Annotated in this window: 10 protein-coding genes; all 10 read right to left on the reverse strand. The window is 34.9% G+C overall.

Going from position 1 to position 19,879, the window contains the following annotated elements; all coding sequences use genetic code 11:
• Positions 1 to 13 precede the first annotated feature (13 nt).
• Positions 14 to 1,654: an MFS transporter gene (locus tag Q0787_RS11720; protein WP_298902881.1), complete on the reverse strand. Its 1,641-nt coding sequence runs from the start codon at positions 1,652 to 1,654 to the stop codon at positions 14 to 16.
• A 30-nt stretch (positions 1,655 to 1,684) separates the two neighbouring features.
• A complete protein-coding gene (locus Q0787_RS11725; RefSeq protein ID WP_298902883.1) occupies positions 1,685 to 3,190 on the reverse strand; it encodes a glycoside hydrolase family 30 protein in 1,506 nt (501 codons plus the stop codon).
• A gap of 24 nt (positions 3,191 to 3,214) precedes the next feature.
• Complete coding sequence (locus Q0787_RS11730) at positions 3,215 to 4,501, reverse strand: glycosyl hydrolase family 17 protein (protein ID WP_298902884.1); 1,287 nt, start codon at positions 4,499 to 4,501, stop codon at positions 3,215 to 3,217.
• Between the two features lie 11 nt (positions 4,502 to 4,512).
• Positions 4,513 to 7,983, reverse strand: coding sequence for a hypothetical protein (locus Q0787_RS11735; RefSeq protein ID WP_298902885.1), 3,471 nt, complete (start codon positions 7,981 to 7,983; stop codon positions 4,513 to 4,515).
• 113 nt (positions 7,984 to 8,096) lie between these two features.
• On the reverse strand, positions 8,097 to 8,912 hold the full coding sequence (locus tag Q0787_RS11740) for a glycoside hydrolase family 16 protein (RefSeq protein ID WP_298902886.1): 816 nt from the start codon (positions 8,910 to 8,912) through the stop codon (positions 8,097 to 8,099).
• Positions 8,913 to 8,956: 44 nt separating this feature from the next.
• The gene (locus Q0787_RS11745) at positions 8,957 to 10,876 is read right to left on the reverse strand and encodes a carbohydrate-binding protein (protein ID WP_298902888.1); all 1,920 of its coding nucleotides are present in this window, start codon (positions 10,874 to 10,876) and stop codon (positions 8,957 to 8,959) included.
• A gap of 11 nt (positions 10,877 to 10,887) precedes the next feature.
• Positions 10,888 to 14,073 carry a glycosidase gene (locus Q0787_RS11750; protein WP_298903089.1) on the reverse strand — a complete coding sequence of 1,062 codons (3,186 nt, stop codon included), beginning with the start codon at positions 14,071 to 14,073 and terminating at the stop codon, positions 10,888 to 10,890.
• A gap of 325 nt (positions 14,074 to 14,398) precedes the next feature.
• A complete protein-coding gene (locus tag Q0787_RS11755) occupies positions 14,399 to 17,200 on the reverse strand; it encodes a LuxR C-terminal-related transcriptional regulator (RefSeq protein ID WP_298902890.1) in 2,802 nt (933 codons plus the stop codon).
• Positions 17,201 to 17,417: 217 nt separating this feature from the next.
• Positions 17,418 to 18,860 (reverse strand): adenosine deaminase, encoded by a 1,443-nt coding sequence (locus Q0787_RS11760; protein WP_298902891.1) that lies wholly within the window; start codon positions 18,858 to 18,860, stop codon positions 17,418 to 17,420.
• 4 nt (positions 18,861 to 18,864) lie between these two features.
• Positions 18,865 to 19,860 carry a nucleoside hydrolase gene (locus Q0787_RS11765; RefSeq protein ID WP_298902892.1) on the reverse strand — a complete coding sequence of 332 codons (996 nt, stop codon included), beginning with the start codon at positions 19,858 to 19,860 and terminating at the stop codon, positions 18,865 to 18,867.
• Positions 19,861 to 19,879 lie beyond the last annotated feature (19 nt).

A 19,879-nucleotide genomic window follows, 5' to 3' on the forward strand; every position in this document is an offset into this window, starting at 1 on the left:
CTTTAATTTATAGTTATAATTCTCCTCTTCGTTCAATGAGTTCTTTCTTTATTTCTCTAGCTCTATCTTCATTTAAGTTGTATTTCCACATAATCCAAATAGCAATAGCTGCTGTTATGGCTGGTATTACAATGTCGGCTATCCGCAACCGTGTCATGGTTTCAGCAGTTTGAGACACAGCTCCTTCGTCAAACCCCACTAAGGTTAATATGGCACCTCCAAGCACCAAAGCTATGGCTTGTCCTAGTTTCACCATCCACCAATATATTGCTCCAAAAGTTCCTTCTTTTCTAGGCATCCCATTCTCTAATTCATCTAAATCACAAACATCCGCTGTCATACTCATCATTAATGTGAACAGCCCTCCTAAACCAAAAGCCATAAGTGGAATAGGCAAGAACATTAACCATGGTCCTCCTTGACTTGTATCCATGCTAAACCAGGACATTCCTATACTATCTAAAAAAGGATTAATTGTTTCGAATATGGAAGCCACAAAACTATTTAAACTCTGACCGTAGCTCGATTGGTTGAATTCGGCATTTAAGGAATTATCAAATCCCCACCATTTTAGAATATATCCAGCAATAGAAATAACAGTTGAAATAATAAAGGCTTTTCGTTTTCCCCATTTATTTGCTATTCTAGAAATAATAGGAATAACCATAAAGGCTGTTACTACTGCTGTTAAAGAAGCAAACCACGCAGGCCAAGTACCAGCTTGACCGTAATCACCATTATAAATATAAAAGACAATTATAAAAAAGCTAAATGAAGCTACCATTTGAAATCCATTAAACACCAAAAAGGTAGCGCCACACAATTTCATAAAAGGTTTGTTCTTTGATACTGTTTTTATACCATCAAATAATTCCTTGAAATTTGATGATAATGTTTTAAAACTAATTTTCTTTCTATTTTCCATTTTACCAGGATCCATACCTTTGCAAAATAGAGCAGGTAAAACCCCAAGAATAGCACATCCTAGCCCAACCAATAGTGATAATTGTCTTACGCCATTAGCCTGTAATTTTTCATCTGTTATCTTCTGCAATTCATCACCTGTAAGTCCCATTTCACCAATCGCCCTTAAAGTCTCTTCACTAAGCGGGAATACAGTAGGGTCTGCAATGACAACCCAAAACCATGGCACTAACATCCATGCTATTTGACCAATTGTATTAGCAAATGCCATTAATCGTGTTCGCTCATTATAATCGGAAGTCATTTCATATCCTAAACCAACCAATGGTGTCGCGAACATGGTATTTCCTATAAGGAAGAATAGAGACATTAGTAGGAAATACCAGAAGTTAAACATGACTGAATTGTTTTCACTCAACTGAAATAAAAGTGCAAACAATATTCCACTCAATACTGCGCCAACTAAAATATACGGTCGGCGTCTCCCCCATTTTGACTTAGTATTATCGGAAATAAAACCCATCAAAGGATCTGTTAAAGCATCAAATATTCTAGGCAATCCTCCTAATAAACCAGCTAAAAATGGATCCATACCAAATGCCGTAACCAAGAAAAACATAAAGACGGCTAAGGCTCCTGGTAGTAGATTTAACACCAAATGTCCTGAACCGAAGGCTGTTTTTTGTACAAACGGAACTTTATCTTTTGCAGCTGTTTTAATTTTTGACATAGTGATTTAGTTTAGTTAGTTATTAGTGATTTATACTTTTGGCACAACAATCGTTTGAATGGCCTGTGCGCTAATTTTAATATCTACATTGCTATTGTTTAAATTCAAAGTGAAATTCTTTGCTGTTTTTCCCTCATTAAAAAGAACTACAGCTATAGAATCGTCAGGGTTTTTTACCGCAGTTACCATTAAATCTTTGTCTGGATTTTCAACATCAATTACCACCGCTCCAGGTCTCATATATTTACTAAAATGAGCCATGGTGTAGTAAATAGGTGTGAAATAGACTTCATCGGCTTCTGGATCAACAATAATTGGAGCCACACACCAATTTTTAAACCAGTTAGGTCCTCCTTGTCTGTCCAAAACCATGTTCCAGTCTACCCAGCCATCAACCCAGTTGTTCAAACATCCAATAATATCTCTCGCATAGCGGTTAACAGGCGCATATTTCGGATGCAAATATTTTTGGTCTTCGGCTGCCCAATCCCAGCCCCAATCTGTAGCTTCTTTTTTCCAGTACCATGCATCATCTTTCCATTTCGGTACTTCAGAGTCTACACAACCTTCAGTCTCAATCAGATATTTGTTAGGAGCCTTATTATGCGCATATTGTAGCGCTTCTGGGAAATAATCATAGGTACTCTCATACCAATGAATAGCAGTTCCGTCATAATATTTTGAAGACGCTTCTGTGGCATACATGACATCTACCCATTCTTTAAGCCCTGCTCTATTTTGATCATAGCCTAGAATGATTTTATCACCTTTGCCATCGCTTTCCAATTTTGGTCCTAAATGATGTTGAACAAATTCGGTCATTTCTTCTGGTGTAAAGTGCATACTCTCCCAGTTATTTCCATTTCCGTGAGGTTCATTTTCTACGGTGAATCCCCAAATATCAATACCTTCTGCTTTATAAGCATCTAAATATTTTGAAAAGAACAATGCCCAAGTATCATAATATTTTGGGAGCAATTTCCCACCTACCCATTCGTTATTATCTTTCATCCAAGGTGGTGCTGTCCATGGAGATGCAAAAATATCAAAGCCATCTTCAGAGACTTTCATCGCATCTTTTATCATTGGAATTAAGTCATCCATATCATCTTTTATGGTGAAATGGTCTAAAGTCATATCATTTTCAACAGGCGCATAAGAATACTGGCTCAATGAGAAGTCACAAGAATTCATATGAGTACGTGTTAATGAATAATTAGCTCCTTCTCTGCTGAAATAGGCTTTTAATATTTTAGTTCGGTTAGCTTCACTGAGTTGATTTAATAAATAGGCTGAAGATTCAGTGAATGCTCCTCCAAACCCAGTTATAGTTTGAAATTTTTTATCTGGATTTAGCTTTAAAACCGTTAATGAATCTGAAATTGGAAATTCATCAATTTTTGTAAGCTGATTTCCATCTGCGGATGTCTCATAAACTTCTACTTCAAGTAATGTCTGTCCTGTTTCTTTTTTTTCATTACAACTTATCATAAGTACTATTAAAAGGGAATAAAAAATGTAGTTTACTGTTTTCATACTCGACTGTTTTCTTGATCCTGTCTATCGATTGGCCATTATTTCATTTAAAGCTGGTGGTACTAATACATCTTTCATTAGTGCTGCTTTGTCTCCATTATATGTTTTAGATATGGGATTACCATTTCTTGTTAATCCGTCAAAAACATTCGTATCTACTAAATCCCATATTGGATATTTAGCTTTTCCGTCAATTGTAAATAATCCGAAATGATTTTCAGAACCATTTGGATGCTGTGCATCTTTCCATTGCTCATTAAAGGCTTCAAAATAGAAACATGAGATTCCGGCAGAATTGGTCCATTCTCGCATAAGTTTATAATACAATCCCTGCTTATATTCATCTGTCGCCTTAGAACCATTTGGTCCATAAAATCCTTTAGATACAGTTGCCCAGCCTGTTTCACCAATATGGATTGGTTTATTAACACCAATGCTTTTCATATAATTGGTTACACTATCATATTGGCGTTTTGAAAATTGGATAGCGCGCTTTATGGCAGCATCAATTTTATCTATATCAGACAAATCATTTTCAGCTTCGGGCACACCCCAAAATTCTGGATTATAATGTGAGTTATGATATGGGTAGCTGTGCATTGAAATGTAATCAACTGCTTTAATTAGCTTTTCTAGATCTTCAACATGGTATTGCTCTTCGCCTCCACCCCATGACGCAAAATCATCCGAACTAGTTATCCATATATCTTTTGGTAGTTTTCCGTTTTCTTTTAGTTCTTGCAGATATGTAACCCATTTTAAAATAACGCTAGGTTGGACGTAATAACTTTCTGCCCATTTAACCATTGCTTCATTACCAACAGCTAAAACTTTAACAATATCTGGATATTGATTGGCCAGTGCCACCGCTCTTTCAATTTCCGCAGTATTGTTAGGACTCTCAACATCATGATCTATAGGTTGATCTGTCCATGCATTTAGACAATCGATCCACGCACCAAGCATCACATACATCTCAAAATTATCATCATCTTCTTTAAGTTCTGTAATTGCTTTTAAAATATTAGAAGCGTGAGGCAATTGCACATTATATGTGCGCAATACTTTAACACCCATTGCCGACAATAATTTCATATCATCCTTAAGCTCCTCTAGTGTTGGTTGGCTATCTCTTGATTTTTTACGATAACCTCCATAAGATATTGCCAGATAATTAGGATTCCCTAAGATATCTTTAGCAGTCACTTGTTTTGCTGTTTGCATGTGTTTTTTTGATTTTGGGTTTTGATTACAGGCACACATGATTATTGAAACAATAGCAATACATATTATGTTTGTTTTCAATTTCATGCCTATTGGTTTTACTTTAAAACAGATTTATTAATACTCACAACAACTTTCTCAACCAAACCTGATCGTTCAAAAATTTCTTTACTAATAATAGTATCAAGGGCTAAACTATTGAGTGTTTTTAGTGAACTTTGGGTTGTTTCAATTTCTATCCAATCTTCATAACCCATTTTATAAATTATAGGAACTTGGCAGTAAGTAAATGCCATAGAATGAGCCTCCAGCTCTATTTCCTTCCATTTCATATTTACATCGACATACTTAAACGTTTTAGGCTCGGTTAAGAATTCTTCTTCTCTCAACAAACAAGGGTTAAAAAATAATCTGCCTTGTGTCACAAATATTCCTAACTCCCCAAAACGACTTAAAATATCTTCTTTTACTTGGCCTGTCATTCCGGGCTGCTGAGCTCCTTTTCCTCCAGGCGTATGAGAATAGGGATCTGTTGGAAACGCCCCATACAACGACGGAGATTTATGTACCCCAATTCCTTCGTTAATCTCATAAAAGTGCTCCAATAAATGTCCTATTACTATGTCGTTCTCCTTTTCGGTAACTGCTTTAATACAACATTCTTGGACCGCTAATAATAACTTAGAAACCATATGCCAATAAATGGACCCTAAACCTTCATATCCATAAAATGTTCCAGACCTTCCCGTAAATGCTTTATGGTTAAACACGTCTTCAAAAGCCTGTAACACTTTTGGCGTATCGGATGCCAATAATGATTTATACTTTGTTTCAGAAAGTGCTTCTAATGCTGCAGAAACATCATTAGCATTTTTAAAGTTTCCGTTGAAATGGTATTCCCCATTTACATCGCGTTCTATAATTTGAGTATTGCCATCATTCAATAAGTCCTGAAGTAATTTTGATGAAAAAATGGCGTCTTCTGAAATTGTATTCTTATCTAAGAACCCTTTTAGTTCTTTATTAGGATACAGCATGTAGCTGTATTGATCTTCCCTAAAAAGTTTACTTTGCTTTAAAGCATTTAGAACGTTCAGAGCTTCTGTTGCATTTAAATAGCCCGAACTTAAAACGGCTACTTGTCCTTCTAGCATTTCGCTTAAATAAGAAATAGAAATCGAATTATCTGTATTTACAGTCATTAAGTTGTACGCATGATATAAATCATCTGCCCGCTTATTTGCCTTAATAGAATGTTCTAAATAGGATTTGCTAATTGCTATAAAATCTTTCAGTCTATCTAGTGAAAGTGTTCTTTTTCTTCCTGAAAATGCATGATTATAAATATGCGTTCTAAAATCACTTCCTGCTTCTCCTAATTGATCTAAGATTGATTTTTTATCGATATCAGAAATGCTCGCAGATAATAAGGATTTATGATTTTCAAATGTTTCCAAAACCTTATTAAGAAAGTCAAATAATTCGACAGAGATTTCGGTTTCATTAACATTTGTGGTGTCAAGTAATTCTTCGAAAAAGTTAAAAAATCTGCGCAGATAATATAGCGTAACCATAGACACGCCATTACCTACCAAAGCATTATTTGCGTCATTCCATTCTGGGCGTTGTGTATTCATCCATATACCACCCTCTGGGATGAAGTTAGATAACTTTGCTAAAGATGTCGCCAAGATTTTTTCAATAAAATTGGCCTTAACAATAAACCTGTTTTCATCTCTCAACAAAGCTCCATCAGCTCCTAATTGTGAGCGTTCTTCTTGGATTTTACGATCTAAGTCTTCATCAAAAATGATAGTGTCTTTTGGATCTTTTAATAAGTCTTTATAAGGCTTTATTTTATAAGGAACATTCGCATAAACGAAAAGGTCTTTCGTAAAAAAGCGCTCTAATCTACCAGGCTTGTGATTATTAATGAATTCTAAAAATTTAAGTAAATAAATGATTTGGTGATCACCCCAATACCCAATATAAGACCAAGGATCATCTGGTTCAATTGTTTCCCAATCAAAGCCCCCTTTTGTTACTCTATAGGGATTGTAACCATCAAAAGTTGTAGCATTCAAAAACTTATGAATCATGCTCTCAATAAATTCTGGATAAGAATGTGCTAAGGCCTCCCAGTTTTGAAAAATATCACGCCAATTCCCTTCATAATCTAATATTTTAGATCCATCAACTTCACTTCTTGTATTAATTGAAAATTTATTCCAAGGGCGACTCGGATCTCCATGTCGGCGACTAAACTTTAATGGCATGTATTCCAGACAAAGACGTCTGAAGTTTTTGTCGTCACTAGCGTATGCAATTTTTTGGATTTCTGATAAAGAGAATACATCTGGAAGATGTTCTAAAGTCTTTTCTGACGTGCGCGCAACTTTCTTGTTTGCATTGAATAAGTAATTACTAAAATCCCATTTTTCAATTTGATATCCATTGTCAAAAATTCCACCACGCATAATATTGAACAACGTATTGGCAAAATGGCGTGTATCCCTTAAACTATCTGCTGAAACTTGAATAGCATCTGAAGCCGCATTTAGTTCAACCAAACGTTTCGTGCCTGCATCGATATTGGCATTAATTTGATCAATTAGTGCATCATTATCTCTAATTTGTTTTGACAATAAAGCTATGTCAGAATGGTTTTGATTAACGTTAGCAACAATCATCCATTCTTTATAATCGTTTGCCGACAGTTCAATTTCTGAAGACACTAAATAGGCTCCCTTTTCGGCTTTAATATCGACTTCCTGTACAATGTCTTCGCCTGATCTGAAATTGTTAAGCTGTAGAGCAGATAACAAGTGTTTAGGGTTATCTAATCCTAACGACCAAACAACATTGGCTCTTAAGGCTTCGCTAGCCTCGGCCTTATCAACAAGAATTGAGCTTAGAGCGTAAATTCCAAGGCCAGTGGCTTCCTCCAGTTCATTTCGCTTGTATGCATCCACAAGGTTGCTCGATTGGTTTTGGATATCACTACCAATGCTGGCTGGCATAATATTTTGAATACCATCTAAGAGTGTTACTTGAACAGTATCTGCTCCTACATTAATGAGTTTAGATTTTTTTATAAAACCGAACATATTACTAGAACTCCATTGGTATCTAAAAATGAGTTCTAGATCATGATTAATCTCTTCAAAAATGATTTTGTTCCCAAACCTGTTTTTATACAAATTTTGAGTTGTAGAATACCTACCCAAAGACCTTATGGCTAATGGTTCCCACATGAATTCTTGGTTATTCTTAACAACTTTAAAAATCGACTTATTACCAGTAATATCTGCCGACTCTGTAATCTTATCATCTGTATAATATGGAAAGAGTGCATATTCAGAGTTTTTACGTCCCGCCGTTAGTCCTCCATTACTTGATATAAACATCCAGTGATTGGAATCACTCACGATACTCATAAAAAATGGACGAATTTCATCACTATTTGATATCTTATAATAAGACTCATTATCTATGACCAAATCAGTTAACCTGATTCGTTTTTCTTCAGAAATAGTATTATTTCTCATTAAAGTTGTGTCGTTTATCATTATCTATATGCTTAATAAAAGTGCATGTCTTTTTTCTTAAAGCTGAGTATCCATGATATGAATACATTCAACCTTTACTATAAATCGTTTGATAGTTAAAATTTCAAAAATTACTATTGGTATACCCTTATGTAATCTACCAACATGGATTGTGGGAAAACAGAATTTTCGTTTGGAGGACCTGGATAATTACCTCCAACCGCAACATTCATAATAATATAAAATGGCTTGTTAAACACCCATTCTCCAGTAACATCCTCTGGTGTAATTTGATTGTACAATACGTCATCTACGTAGTAGTTGATATAATTTGGACCCCATTCGATACCGAAAATGTGAAACCCTGTATCAAAGCGATCGTTTTCCAATTCGAATGATTTTGTAATTGCTTCGCCAGCAGAATATCCTGGGCCATGAACACTACCATTAATTAATGTAGGTTCTTGACCTCTGTTTTCCATAATATCAATTTCTCCTGTTAATGGCCAAACTACTTCATCAGAATCCGATCCCAACATCCAGAACGCTGGCCAAAGCCCCTGACTCCATGGTAATTGGATTCTTGCTTCGAAACGCCCGTATTGTTGTTCGAATTTATCTTTTGTTTGTATTCTAGCTGACGTATAACCAGACCCTTCAAAAGATTCTTGTCTAGCCGTTATTCTCAGCATTCCGTTTTCAATGACTACATTCTCGGGACGATCTGTATAGTATTGCAATTCGTTATTACCCCAACCTGGCAATCCGATATCTGAGCCATCTCCTATGTCATAAGTCCAAATTGTTGGATCAGGAGCTCCGTTGACATCAAACTCTTGAGACAATGTTAAATTATTCAAGGTCGTTACTGTTTGAGTCTCATCTGTGTTACAATTTGTAAAAACAAACACTATTAGTAATAAACAAGTTATAAGAGAGACATTTTTCATTTTAAAATATTTTTTATCTGTTCTAATTAGCATAACCTTTAACTTTAGTTAATTATTTGTATATCATCATAATAGTAAGTGCTTCCATCTCCTGGCACGCCAGGAATAAATTCAAAGAAAACAACAACTCTAACATAATCTGGAGCGGTATTCATTCCTGAAAAATCCCACTCTAATTCTTCCCATTCATTACTTGTTGTTGTATTCGCATCTAATTCGATACCAACAGAATTATCAGCATTTTCTAACCTTACTCTAATTGGTATACCTAGTTTAGGTGACCAAACTTTCATTCGTAATTTTTGAGATGTTGAAAAATCAATTGGTGCATCGAGATTGACAAAAGTTCCTGCAAAGAAATCGGCTCCAACCGTTTTTGTAGTTCGCATAACATTAGCCGTAGGATTAATTCCAGTTGGATCTGGATTGGCTTCAATTGCAGGATCAGAACCTGCAAAACCTAAAAAGTCATATGTTAATGTTGTAGACTCCCAACCTATTGGCAATTCTACTTGAGTTGCACCAGAATCATCTACATTGGGCGAAGGATCTATAACCTCTTTGTAATAATAAATATTATCAACATAGATATTTGAAACTGTTGCATCTGAAACGAAGAACAAAAGACCTAATTGATCCCTAACACTTAAACCTGCAAAGTCACCTAATGCAATATCAAAACTCGCCCACCCATTTGACACGAGTTGTGAACTATTTAATGTCACCGATCCAGATATTTCATCTGGAGTTTGAACACCATTGAGTATTTCTAATCTTATAAAATCCCCTGCATCTATTGCTTCTTGTACATTAATATCAACATGGAGGTGTGTCATTTGCGTTGCATCTATTGGAGATACGTTTAAAAATGTACCGACACCTACGAAATTTAAATCTGTATAATTAATAACTTCCTCACCACCAATATTTAATGGAGGTGCACCTCCTAGTGTCGTTTGAAATGGCGCAAAAAAGCCGTTATAATAATCTACTGGTATATTCGTGTAAGCATCACTAAACAAAGATATCACGTTTTCAGGATCTCTATCTGGAATTGGCGCTTGAGTAAACTCTCCTAAGGATTCTAATGTTAAGGATCCTGCAGCATCAATACCACCAAGCGTGGCAGTAATTACGGTAGTTCCCATTCCAACAACATTTACAACGCCTAGTTCATTTACAGTTGCTACACTAGGATTTGAAGATGTAAAATTAAAATATCCAGGTGCCGCTTTTACGATTTCATCAATACCTGTTCCTAAATTAAATGTTTGTCTTAAACCAGTTAGCGGACGTTGAGAACCTATAAAGGTAGTTTCGTTTAAATCATTTCCTTCAAGAATAGCAGGTCTTGGCTGTGCAATAGTACCCAACTTTTCAAATTTTACATCATCTAGCCAAAACGAGAATCCTGTACCACCCTCAGGTCCTTCGGCATACCATAGTAATCCTCTTTCTTCAGTTAATTTTGAAGGGTCTGGAATAGGTATAATATATTTTTTCCAGTTTGTCGTAAGTTGAAGCGATCCTGTAATTTCAGCTTGAAACTTATTCTCACCAAAATCTTGTCCGAATCCAATATCATTTATCGTTCTAGCTTCAGAACCTTTTGCATAAAATGTTAAGGCATCAAATTCTGATAAGTCACGTCCAGAAGATGTGCGGAAAATAGCACCAGCATAACCACCATCAGGATTACCTTCATTAGGTACATCAAATCGCATTGAAGCATCGCTACCACCGAAAGTGGTTTCGGTATCAACAGAAAACGCTTCGAAAAACGAATCTCCAAAAGGAAAGTAATCTAACCCTGCACTAAACCCATCAATAAAAACATCTCCGTTTTGTGGAAATCCAGCTTCTATTGCATCATCAGAAATATCTCTATCACAGCCTACTACAGCCATCGAAATACACGCTAGCAATAGTAAAACCTTTGAATTAATAAACTTTATATTTTTCATTTTTCTAATTTTTATTTTCCTATATTAATATGTACATATGTTCTAATTTCCCATTCAGAACCATCTGGGAATCCAACTGCGCTAACAGGAGGTACTCCAAACTCTGGTGCTTGGTTTGGTAAATATCTTGGAGAGAATTGATCTAAAGATCTCCATGTACCTCTAATACCAACTGTGGTACTAGGAAGAATAAACCAATCTGGTTTACCTAAAGATGTAGACACATCTAACATTAACTGTAGCGGAAATGTTAAGTTAAAATCTCTGTGGTAATCAAATGGTCCCCAATCATTAATTTTAACGTGAGTCTCGAATTTCATTTTCTTATATATCATTCTGATATCTCCCCCGAAACGATCAATTGTTCTCTGACTGTCACCATTAGCTTGCCCATTTCCATAATAAAAATTACCAATGATCCCTAGATCAGGTCCAAGTTTTGACACCATTCTTGAGTGTAACTCCCATAAATCTTCTGCTGGTACAGATGTTGGAAAAGCAAAAAATGTACGATTAGCTAAGAAACCTATATGAGCATCTTGTGTTGTTGGAAGATGGCGAAATACAAAGCCTAAATTCATAGCAAACTTCGCATCTTCAGCTCGGTCGTTATTCCATTCATAGAACCATGTTCCTGGTTCAGGGTCATAGGTGATTAAAATTTCACCTGCCGTTGTTTCACGATTACCTCCCCTTACAGCAAATGGATCATCTATAATATTTCTTAATCTACCAGGTGCTTCTACACCGTCTGGCATTGCATCAATCAAAGGCTTTTGCCACATAAAATTTGGCGCAATTTGAAAATCACCAACAGAGTACGTGAAACCTGTAAGGAAATTGGACATGTTACCACTACCAGAATCTTTTAGTTTCCATCCAGTAAATGTTAAAGTTTGGTCGGCTCCTCCATTGGCAACTAATCCCATTACAGAACCTTGTGCATACCAATTAAATCTGCCACCTGCATAGGCAATCTTCGCTTTTCCTCCCCAATTATCTCTTCCTTCAATTTTATCTTCTACAACTACACCACCTCTCATTGCTTGAAAAGAACTACCATTAAGCGGACTTCCACCCCAGAAACCGCCTAGAGTGACATCAACTTTACCAAATTCTCTTTCAACAACAAGTGTAGCACGCTCAGTTGGCCATGCTGGAATTACACCACTTCGCACCTGATTAGCATCTAAAATACGTCGACCGTTTTGATCAAATTCAATGTCGGTATCAAGATCTCTATGATAGATTCCTGTAATATCGTAATGTCCAACTTTTCGTTGGTATTTTAATAAAGTCGTTGGGTTAGCTCCCCACCATAATTGTGGTCCGAAGGCCGCTTTAAGGCCATCTATTGCTCCCTTACCATCTATTTCGAGCCCTAATATTTCACCACCATAAATATCTAAGTTGGGCCCATAATTAGCCTCTGGATACAAGCCAAAGAAATCACCTTCATATCCCCAGTGATAATGACCCGTACGATAGAATCCTCTTAAATCGAAGTCTTTAGCATTCCATTCGAATTCCGCTTGGTAAACTCTTAATCTATTAAAATCTGCAATTTCTACATCTGTATTATTTCCGCCATCGACGCCAGTAACTGTAATTGGTCGTCCTGCGTTTTCATAGAATATTTCATCAATAGGATTTTCTGCTACGTTTCCTAATATATTAAGATTAACCTTTGCCCTCATATTTGGAGCAGGATTCCCTTCAACACCAATAAAGTAAGATTGCATATGGTCAAACCCTAATTGGTTAGGAAATGCATTCACATTTGGATCTTCATTATCTGGTGTTGTAATCAAAGAACCACCAGTGCTAAATGTTGTAAACTTTGCTTGTAAATTGCTAATCCTTATTTTCTGATCTCCTCCTCCTTCAAGTGCAGCTTTATCACCTCTAGCTCTCAAAACAGCATCCATTAATTGAATATTATCAAAATATGTGCGTACAGCCTCAGCTGTCATCCCCTCGGCATATGGGTTTAGCTGATGCGCCTCTTTCAAGGCATAATATGCGGCTCTTGGATATAATTCATAAAGCCCTCTTGGATCCGTTGGTCCTTTTGCACAAATTCCGAACCATTCTTCATTCATATTGTTATCACCTTCGGCAATTTGATCTCTGGAGTATCCTCCATTTGCCCAAGATGCGTTATTATCATGTACATCCGCATTTTTTCTGTCGTCAAAACCAAATTTCCACCAACCATCACTAAATTGAAAAGTAAAACCTCCAATTGAATTTCCAGTTTCACCTAATCCGGCGGCATTTTCGTAAATCTCTTTCCAATTTCCTACCATATAATAGGCTTGAGAGTATTGATCCTCTTTATTATCTTTAGCACTAAATGCGTCTGCACCAAATTCTGTAAACATTACAGGAATGTTTAATTCATCTTTTACGGTTTGAAACATATCTCGGAAAGAAACACCTCTATAGGTATTTGTACCATAGATGTCAATATCTGGACATTCCTCAGCAATGATATCAATAAACAAGACATCACCGTTACAAATGGCTACAGGGTGATTACCATCAATAGACTTCATAGCTTTGGTGACTTCATTCATTAATCTATACATTGGCCTTCCTCGATTTTCTCCCACTGCTCTTTTTTGTTCATCTCCTTCAGGAAAATCTTCTGTCTCGGCACCAGCCCAGAATAAACCGTAGTTATTCTCGTTACCTAATAAATACATTAATAAACCAGGGGTATCTTTATACTCCTCTACAAGACTTGTTAATTCATTCATTAAAAGTGTTTGTGTTGCTTCGTCATCATATATTGTTACCGGAGTCCAAACACCATCTATAGTTAAGCCATATCGTCCAAAAGAATGGTTTAACATCGTATAAATACCATAATTTTCATAGATATACTGAATCCATTTGGCTGGCACACCAGTATATTGACGTATTACGTTAACACCCATATTTTTTAAGAGTGCCATTTCTCTATCAAGAGCAGATTTAATAATATCATCAGACTTTTTAAATAAGTTGGCATCTACGACATCATTACCAATAGGAATGTAATCCCAATTCATACCATTGATCATAAAATCTTTCCCATCTACTTTTAATCTCATCCCATCACTGGCACTATCTACATAGACCTTATTGGACTGTGAAAAAGTTAAAAATGTGGCGGCGAAGAAAAGAAAGATTACAAGAATGTTGTTCTTCATCATTTAGTTGTTTTAAATTAGTAATTAAGAGTTGGAACCTCTAAGTTTAATTAATGACTTAGATTTAAGTTTAATAAAACTCCAAAATCTATTTTGAATACTTGATAGGTAAATTTACTCCTATACATTAAGAAAAAGCCAAAAATGACCTCAACAAAAAACATACATCGCAAAAAAAACGCTCTTTTTTTGAGAAATACTCAGTTTTTCGTTTGTTTAATGCTTATTACAGCTACCTTAAACAATTTAACTATAACGATGTAAATTGACAAGAAAGGAAATGTGTATAGGTAATGTATAGGCAAAAACAGCCCATGTATAGTGTCTAAATTTCCAAAATATAATTTGTTAAGCTAGATTCATGTGGTAAATCCATTTTTTTGCGAAGTCTATAGCGTTTCACTTCGACGCTACGAGAGGAAATATTTAACAATGGAGCAATCTCTTTTGAAGATAAATTTAGTCTAAGATAAGCGCAAAGTCTAAGATCGTTTGGTGTTAAGGACGGATGTTTAGCCTTTACTTTTTTAAGAAAATCCTTATCTGCATTATTGAAAGCCTCTTCAAAGAACTTCCAATCGTCTGTATTGTTTAGGTTTTTATCAATAATTTTTATAACCGAGTTAAGACCTTCCGTTTTATTAACACCTTTGAGCTCTTCTTTAATGCTATTTAGGAATTCATTCTTTTTAATAAGGCTCATCGTCGAAATTGCAAGTTCTCTATTTTTATTATCAATATCTTGCTTTAACTGTTCATTTCTTAGCGACATGAGCTGTTGTTCATTTTCTAATTCTTTAAGTTCTAATTCACGTTCTGCCTCTATAATTAGTTTATCTTTCTGTTTCTTGTAATTTCTTTTGTAAATATTATGAGTAATAATTGCGAAAGCTATCAGCGACAACGCATAAATAAGCACCAATAGATTTGACAAATACCATGGTTTTTTAATAGAGAACGAATATTCGGCAGTGTTTTCGGTTATTTGATTTCCAACGCGACCTCGAACATAAAACGTGTAATCTCCAAAAGGCAAATTCTTAAACAGCTCTGATGAGGACTTAGACCATGAGCTCCATTTATCATAATCTCCGTCTAGCTTGTATTGATATTCAGACTCTAAATATTTATCGAATTCCGCAATACTATAAGTGAATTCGAAATTGTTGCTTTTATTATGAAATTCCTTATTCGTTTTGGTTTCTATTGTTCGGCTTTCGGAGTCTAATGCATAATTAGATATTGAATTTATTTGGATATTATAAGATCTATTTCTCATTTTATTCAAATCCACAACAATGTACCCAAATGAAGAACCGATAAGGTATTTCTGATTATCTATAGGAATAATATTCTCATATCCAGTTATACTTTCTCTCAATTCGCTTGATAACGGTATCCTTGTAATTTGTGGTGTATCACTAAGCAACCCAGGCGATATAAAGTTTATGTTTCTTTTTGAAAAACTCCAAAGTTTACCTGGTGTATTCACCAATTTACCAGACACATACGTTTTAGGGTTATAAACTTCACTTAAAACAGTGTCTTTTTTAAACAGGTCTTCACTGCTATCAAAAGCATAAATACCGTCCTTGTATGCATATAGAATATCAGAATTGAATCTAAGCAAACTAGCGTGTAATCCCTTATTTACAGTGGTATCTTTTTTCACCTCCAACACTTCTTCATAGCCACTATTAACATCTAATTTATAGACACCTTTATACTCGTGACTCACAAGAATATGATTTCTATCTAGTAGCTCAAAAAATTTAGAAGATATATCGAATCCATCAATTTTATTTCTAAGTTGCCAATCGTCGTTAACTTTTTCTAAAATGCTCAAACCATTGTAACTTCCCTTTAATAAAAGGTTTTCATTATGAGGTATCTGTTTTATGCCCCAAGTACCTGCGACATCAAATATTTGCTTCATACCATCGTCGTTAATAATAAAAGTACCTAAATCATGACCACAAAAAAGAGTGTCATCATATACTTCTAAACTCCAAACTTGTCCTTTTGTTCCATCCACAAGTTCGAACTCTTCAAGAACATCAAGTGGTTTAACAAATAATCCTTGATTTGTTCCAAGGTATAATTTATTTCGGTAGACTTTTGCTGCATGCACAGCTCCCAATTGTCCTTTTTCGTCATTATATACACTAAACGGAGATGAGCTGTTAATACAATTAATGCCGTTATCTAAACCAAGCCAAATATTGTCGGTTTTATCTTCAAAAACGGAAAGAACTGTATTATTGGACAAGCCATTTTTTTGATTATAACTATAGACTATCCTACCTTCGTTGTTAAGTACAATAATACCATTAGAAATTGTTCCAATCGCAAAACTTCCGTCTTTTAATCTCATACTGCTATAGGTCGTGAGACTTGAAACAACTTCATTTGACGGAACATCCCATTTAGAAAGCACACCATCATCTAAAACAAAAAAACCTTTTTGATTTGTTTGAATGATAAAGTTCCCGTCAATACTGAATAAGTTTATAATTCGGTTTGTTTTCAAAAAATCATCATCTGAAAACAATGTTTCTTTACCATTTTCAATTTTAAAAACACCTTGATTCAGTTTTTGATAATAAATGGTATTGTTAACTTCAACCATCTTAGTTAAAGTTGTTTCTGAATTAATAACATTGAACACTTTCGATTTTGTGTTGTAACTATAAAGCCTATTTAAAGACTGAAATACTATAAATTCATCCAAAGCAATAATATTCCATATCTGTTCATCTTCAATCATTGGTGACTTAAGGTCTTTAGACAAAGAGGTATATCCCAACTGGTTAAGACTATCGCGCTTCCAATAACCAAATTCCATATAACAACCAGTATATATTGTGTTTTCAACAGCTTTTACAGAACGTAATATTGTTTGATTGGGCGTCTTGTATAACTTCCATTTGGCACCATTGAATTCTAATAAACCAATGTTATTAGCGACATAGATATAATCATTTTCAGATTGGCTAATAGACCAGTTTTGAGTTTCGGCATTATAGACCTCTGGCAAATAAACCTGAATAGGTGGTATTTCTTGTGCATTAACAGATATTGTAGTTAATCCTAAGAATAAAAAAAAGATGCTCTTGTATATTGACATTTGGACCTAAATAGATGAATTGAGTACAATATACGATTTTGTATGGTTATATAGACAAGGAATATAGTACCTATACAAAAGACGTCAACTGCCCATACATTTAAACATAAATATCAACAAACAAGAGGGTCAAATCAATTCGCTCGCTGATCCTTATCATATTTCATTAGTTCTAATCAGGGTTTAAATCAATATCTTGTAAAGAAGCGTCTCTAATTTATTTGTTTAAAACAGTTGTTATTTTCCGTTCAAATTCTTCAAATTGTTCATTCAATACCTTTATAGACTTCTCCTTATCCTTCTCATCCATAAATGAATAATCAATACTATTATAGACATATTCCTTAATCGTTTCATAGGACGGTTTATAATTCGTAGCCAATAACATATATTCATTTGACAAGTTATTTCTAGACACGCCCGAATCGTCGGTTGAAATGACTAAAGGTACACCATAGTTTGAATAAATTAAATAGGGATGTTCTCTACCTTCAACACCAAGGATGAACTTGTTACTGGTTAAATTAATTTCGATTGCAGCTTGATTTTTAAGTTTAGATAATAATTTATATGATTCATTTTCATAGGGTAGATCAACACCGTGTCCTATTCTTTGCGCACCTGCTATATCTAAAGCCTGATTAATATGAAATAATAAATTCTTTGGTCTTACCATTCCGATTGTAAGTTCACCTGCATGTAAAGCTCTATTGACATCTGGATATTGCCTTTTAAGGTAATTATACATTTGCATATGCAGTGTATAGTTTTTTAGAGCAACATAGTTGTTTTCAGGAGCTACAATATTAACACCTACTAGTAAAGGTGTTTTAGTATTGGCAATATATGCTGAAAGAAGATCTGTATATACCTGTAATGGTTCTAGAACTCTAACGCCATAGCTTTGGAATCTCATGGTGAAATTATCAGTATCAATACCCTCATGATCCTTAACTATTTTATCTACAAATGTATCTATCTCATTTTCGAAAGCTGTATTGTTTAAATAGACCTTATCTATTTCTTTTAGAATTTCATCTACATCTTCCTGTGTCTTTACTAGTTCTAATAACGTGTTGAAGTCGTTATCTTGAGGAAAATAATCACTGCTAGACACACCCACTGCACTTAACATGGTTTCAATGTAGGATACATTTTCATTAATAGCTCTTTCCTTTAAAATATTCAATCCTATATTCATGTATTCGTCAGAAACGGCTCCAAAATAACCAAACGTATTAAAGAATTGTAAATCTGGTGGCGGTTCAGAATGATCATGATTTGCAAAATCTAGATCTGACCAAAGTTCTAACAACTGCCTATATAGTGCTGTGTTTTTTATAACCTCATCTGCTGTTAATAGCGTACAACCTTGGGTTTCGGAGACATCCTTAATTATTTTTAACGAACAACTATCTATTCGCCAATTCTTATCTCCTACCCAATCTAAATAGGTTTCTGCATATATGGATCCTGTATAATGATGATGAATATCACCACCTTTAGGCATATTAGTAAAAAATTGATTTAACTCTGCGATGTCATTTGTTTCTACCAGTTTCTCATAGAAATCTGATGTTGTTTCAAAATCTAACTTATCATTTGTTTTTTTACAGCCTAATATGCACAGGCAAAAACTCATTATTACAATATTTTTCATAAGACTAGTCATTATCTTCTACATTTGCTTTTAACTGTTGCAATACATAATCATAAAAAGCATCTGAGTTTTTCAAATTAAAATAAACAGATTGTGCATTTCTATTTTCCATTTGATGTATCCAGCCCTGAGTGTCATTTCCCCATTCTTCTATTGTTAAAGATATCTCTTCTGGATCTGCGAAGATGTCATTTGCAGCAGTTCCTAGGAAACATGTGGCTAAAGTATTCCACATTTCATAAAATGGCTCATCTTTTACCAAACCATAAGCTTCACTAACAAATTGTGACAGATTAAAATCCTTTGCCTGCGCGGCAAGTTCAGTTTTAAATGCATCTGTAATCTTTGCCTTATCTGTAATGTCCAGTGGAAACATATGAATCCCGCTAAACGTAGTAAACAATTCGTTAACCGCAAAAGGATCCCAAAAGGCATTCCATTCGGCTTTATCATTTGCTATTTCCCGAGGCACAGAAACCGTTTTATCATACAAATTTCCTTTCACAAAAATGGCACCTCCCATCCAAATAACTTTCTTAATTCCTTTAATAAGTTCTGGGCGCCTTTTTAACACTGTGGTAATTGCTGTAATCGGACCTGTAGCTAATACAATTACAGGTTCGCTCATTATCATGGCCTCTAATAACAATACTTCTATCATATCTTCTCCAGATTGATATGGCGGCGTTACATGACTCTTAAAAGGATATAAGGATTCTATAGTGCCCATTGTAATGCAATCTTTCCTATAAGACCAAGGAAAGGCGTTCCATCCTCTAGCCATACTTAAAGTTAGTGGAATATTCTTTTTCTCTAAACCTAGAAATTGATGTACTTTACTAGATGTATCCATAGCTGGAGTAGCAATACAATCGGCATTGGTTACAACAATACCTTTAATATCTATATTTGGCATTGAACTAAGCACTGCTGTGGACACAAAATCATCAATTGCGGCACTATGATTAAAAATTACTGGTGTTGGTTTTGAAGTTGTCATATTTTTATTTTTTTACTAA

The sequence above is a fragment of the uncultured Psychroserpens sp. genome (assembly GCF_947492715.1).
GTDB lineage: Bacteria > Bacteroidota > Bacteroidia > Flavobacteriales > Flavobacteriaceae > Psychroserpens.